This window comes from Luteimonas aquatica (genome assembly GCF_022662575.1).
Lineage (GTDB): Bacteria > Pseudomonadota > Gammaproteobacteria > Xanthomonadales > Xanthomonadaceae > Luteimonas > Luteimonas aquatica.
The window spans coordinates 15,583-19,877 of record NZ_JALBFU010000021.1 but is presented as its reverse complement, the minus strand read 5'-3'; the positions used below and the strand labels follow the sequence as shown (position 1 = coordinate 19,877).

2 protein-coding genes and 1 pseudogene are annotated in these 4,295 nt (G+C 72.4%); all 3 read right to left on the bottom strand.

Going from position 1 to position 4,295, the window contains the following annotated elements; genetic code table 11:
- A partial coding sequence (locus MD221_RS17100; protein ID WP_242113302.1) for a hypothetical protein occupies window positions 1–946 on the bottom strand: 946 nt, incomplete at its 3' end.
- A 99-nt stretch (window positions 947–1,045) separates the two neighbouring features.
- Complete coding sequence (locus MD221_RS17095; RefSeq protein WP_242113301.1) at window positions 1,046–2,170, bottom strand: hypothetical protein; 1,125 nt, start codon at window positions 2,168–2,170, stop codon at window positions 1,046–1,048.
- A gap of 76 nt (window positions 2,171–2,246) precedes the next feature.
- A pseudogene (locus tag MD221_RS17690) lies at window positions 2,247–4,031 on the bottom strand (papain-like cysteine protease family protein); the annotation flags it as partial.
- Between the last annotated feature and the right edge of the window lie 264 nt (window positions 4,032–4,295).

The window sequence follows — 4,295 nt, the reverse complement described above, 5'->3', positions numbered from 1 at the left end:
CGGGCGCCGCGGGCGCGGCCGGCAGCGCCGGCGCGGCGGCGCGCATGGCCGGCGCCTGCCGCTGCACCAGCGCGATCTTGGCCGCGTCGGCCAGGCGCTCGAGCGGCAGGGTCTCGCTGACGAAATTGAGCTTGACCTCGCCGAACAGGTCGGCGCGCACGTTGGATTCGTTCTGGGCGTTGACCTGCACGGTCGAGACCATGGTCGAGCCCTGCCCGGCATAGCTCAGCGCGCCGCGCTCGCCCCAGTTGTTGACCTGCTGCGGATCGCTGCCGGTGGCGTAGCCGACCTTGGCCGCGTCGTTGGCGGCGGCGCGGAACATCACCTTGCTGCTGATGCAGCCGTCGCGTACCACCACGCGGTTCATGCCGAGCATCACCATCGTGGCGAGCAGCTGCTGGCGCTCGCCGCCGACCTTCATGCGCACCTGCGGCAGCACGGTCTGCTCGAGCATCTCGGCGGTCAGCTCCTCGCCCTCGCCGACGCCGAAATCCGCCAGCCAGGCCGGCTGCAGGCCTTCCCTGCGCGGCGCCAGCTGCGGCTCGGTGCGCTCGGCGCCGTCGGGCAGCAGCAGCTGGATGTCGCCGGGATAGCGGCTGGCCAGCCAGTCGCGCGCCTGGTTGGGGGTGACGTTCTCCTCGGTGAACTGCTCCACGGTCTTGGCCACGGCCGAGACCATGCTGGAGTAGCTCTCCATCTGCCGGATCGAGGCGTCGACGATGGCGTCGAAGGTGCCGTTGACCAGCTGCGCCACGAAGCCGGGAAAGTCGATCTCGTTGACCATCGCGCCGGCGCGGCGCGCGATGGTCTCGGTGGCCTGCGGCTTGGAATTGGCGACCGGCGGCGAGGCGCCGGCCGCCGCATCGCCTTCCGCCATGGCGCGCGCGGGCGCGTGCCCGTTGCGCGGGGGGAAGATGGCGCTGCGAGAGCGTGGCAGGTCGGCCATGGCGGGAATCCGTGAAGGTGGGCGGCGTCGTGTCCGGAGTGCGTCGATCCGGTCTCGTCGATCCGGTCTCGTCGATCCGGCTTCGTCAATCCGGCTTCGTCAGGTCTGCTCCCAGCGGCCTTCGTCGCTGTAGGTGCCGTCGCCGAACAGGCGCACGTCGCGGATGGCGATCTTGTCCGACACCAGCGGCGGGCCGCGGAAGTGGTATTCGAAGCGGATGCGCAGCGCGGCGAAGCTCGGGTTGTCGCGCGGATAGACGATGTTGTCGTCCATGATCTTCGCCTTCACCGACAGCCCCCAGCCGACCGCGTCGTTGGTGGCGATGTTGCTGATCAGCACGTTGCCGACCGACTTGCCGTTGTATTGCCAGTTGATCTCGAAGCCGGCGCTGATCTCGTCGGTGACGCCAAAGCCAATTTCGCCCTTGGGCCAGTCGGTCAGGCGGATCGGCGTGGCGTCGCTGGCCGGCGGCAGCGGGCTGGGCGCGACGTCGTTGGGATGCTTGTAGCCGCGCAGCTGGTCCAGTTCCCAGGTGACGTCGCCCTCGTCGCTCATCACCCGCTCCATGGTCGCGCCGACCACGGCCGAGGCGATCTCCACCACGGCCGCGTTGAGCGCGCGCGGCATGCGTTGCAGGGCGCGCACCACCGGCGCGGGCGGGTCGGGCCAGCGCACGGTGTCGGCGCCGTCGGCCTCGGCCTCGAAGGCGCGCGTGCCGCGCGCCGGCGGCCGGCGCCGGCCGCCGGCGCGCGGCACGCGCGCCAGCGAGGCCGAGGCCGACCGCGCCGACACCGTGCGCTGGCCCCCCCCGCCCGCGCTGCGCCCGCGCGCATTGCGTTGCCGCGCCCCCACCACCGGCGCGGGCGGGTCGGGCCAGCGCCCGGTGTCGGCGCCGTCGGCCTCGGCCGCGACGGCGCGCGTGCCGCGCGGCGGCGGGCGGCGCCGGCCGCCGGCCAGCGACTGCGCCAGCGCGGTCTGCGCGGGCAGGTGCAGCACGCGCCAGTTGGCCTGTCCCGCCCCGGCGATCTCGGCGAAGTCGGCCGCGAACTGGTCGAACGGCACCCAGGTCTCGTAGCCGTTGTTGGCCACGTTGAACGCCAGCGGATCGTTGTCGAAGGCCACGCGCGTGTCCCAGGGATTGAAGATGTGCACCTGGGCCGCGGCCGGATCGGCGAGATCGCCGCGGATGCCGGCCACCACCACCGAGTGCGGCTCGCCGAGCACGGTCGTCCACAGCGNGCGTGTCCCAGGGATTGAAGATGTGCACCTGGGCCGCGGCCGGATCGGCGAGATCGCCGCGGATGCCGGCCACCACCACCGAGTGCGGCTCGCCGAGCACGGTCGTCCACAGCGGGCCGTGCGCGTCGAGCCAGTCGGCCCATTGCCGCGGCGACTGGTAGCCGCCGGCGGCGGGCGCCGCGACCACGGCCGTCCCGTAGCGCGCGCACACCGCGTCGAGCAGGGGCTGGCTGTAGCGATTGTCGGCGCTGCCGGGCGGCAGCAGCGCCTGGATCTCGCGCGCCAGCGCCTGCGGCGACAGCGCTTCGGGCAGCGGCGCGCCCTGGGGCTGGCGGAAGCCGCACAGCATCGCCAGCGAGGCCGCCCAGCTGGCGTCCTTGTCCGGCTGCGCGAGCAGGGTCAGCGCATGATCCGGCAGCATCTGGCTGGAGACGGCGGAGAACGCGCGCGATCGCTGCGAAGCATCCGCGCGGGCGCCGCGGCCGTTCGCGCCCAGGGAGCGCGCGGCCAGCGATTGCGCATTGGTGCCGTAGAGGATGCGCACCACCTCGGGATGGAAACGCTCGCTGAAGGGCTCAAGCACGCCGGCCGAACCGCCGTTGCCGTTGATCCACTCCGCCACCTTGGTCTGGAAGCTGCGCCACAGGCGATCGGCGGCGAAGAAGCCGATCGAGGAGCCGGGTCCGCCGGTCCAGCGGTCGGCGCCGCGGGTGTAGAACACCCACGCGCCGCCCTCGCCGCGCACGCCGAACTCGCGATGCCCGCTGACCGGGTGATCGCCCGACCAGGGCGCGTTGATCGTGGTGAAGCGCCAGCGGCCGTCCTCGACCAGGCTGCCGACCACCGAGGCGTTGTCCGGCCCGGCGATGTCGATCTTGAACACCGCGCCCACCGGCGAGCCCGAACTCCACGTGGCATCGTCCACGCCCGCGTCGTAGGGAAGGAACTCGCTGTTGTCGGTGTCGACGAAGGCGTTGAGGTTCAGGCGGATGTGCCGGAGCACGTCGGCCTCGCTCCAGCCCGAGGGCAGCTGGTCGCAGCGCACCTCGTAGCGGTCGAGGTTGAGCTCGCCGCCGGCGTCCTGGATGCGCTGCACGCGCATGCCGCGCGCCGACAGCGCGGCGTCGACCGCGCCCGGCACCGTCCAGTTGAACAGATCCGCCCATTGCGGCGCGTACCGCTGCGCGCGCTCGACGTCGTCCGAATCGATGATCAGCGCGCGCGACGAGGCGCCCTGGGCGCGGACCGCCGCGGCGGGGCGGCGCGCGATCAGGCGCGAGACGCCGCGCGGGCGCGGCGCGGCCGCCAGCGAGAAGCTGGTGGCGCGCTTCTCGATCCAGTCCATCTTGGCCGGCGTGATGAAGCAGCCGCGGTTGAGTCCCTGCGCCGCCGGCTCGCCGGTGACGTGCACCGCGCACACCCGCGCCTGCAGGTCGCTGCCGCTGCCGGTGAGCGTGTACACCGGCGAGCCGCTGGCGCCCATCAGCGACAGGATCGGATAGTCGATCGTGTCCTGGTCGTTCATGGCGCGGGCGTAGCCGCCGTGCAGGTGCTGCATATCGCCGTCGATGATGTCGGTCAGCCCGGGCACCGCGCGCGATCCCGCGGAATAGCCGCACACCACCAGCGGCATCCGGTCGGAAGGCGTGGCGTTGAGGAACTCGAAGTAGCGGCCGTTCGGCGCGGCGATCGGCACGTCGTCGATCACCGCCAGGTCGTGCGCCCAGTCGCCGTCGCCGCTGTACATCGGGCGCGCCACGCGCCAGGAGCCGCTGGCCACGGTGCATTCGCCGAACGGCTTGCCGCCGGCGCCGTTGCGACCGGGGACGATGTCGCAGCTGCTCATCCCGTCGAGGTTGTGCGCGCAGGTGAGGATGCGGTTGTTGCCGATGTAGAAGCCGGTGCCGCCGTACTGCGATCCGTCCGGCGCGGTCATGGTGAGCTGGCAGATCGCCGAGTGCGGGAAGCTACCGGTGTCGGAGACGCCGGCGAACCACTCCTCCTTGGCCTGGCTGAAGGCGTCGGCCGTGCACATCAGCGCGGTCGAGGGATTGCTCGGGTCGTAGAAGGGCGTGATGATTTCCTGCGCCACGGCGTAGCGGCCGCGCGC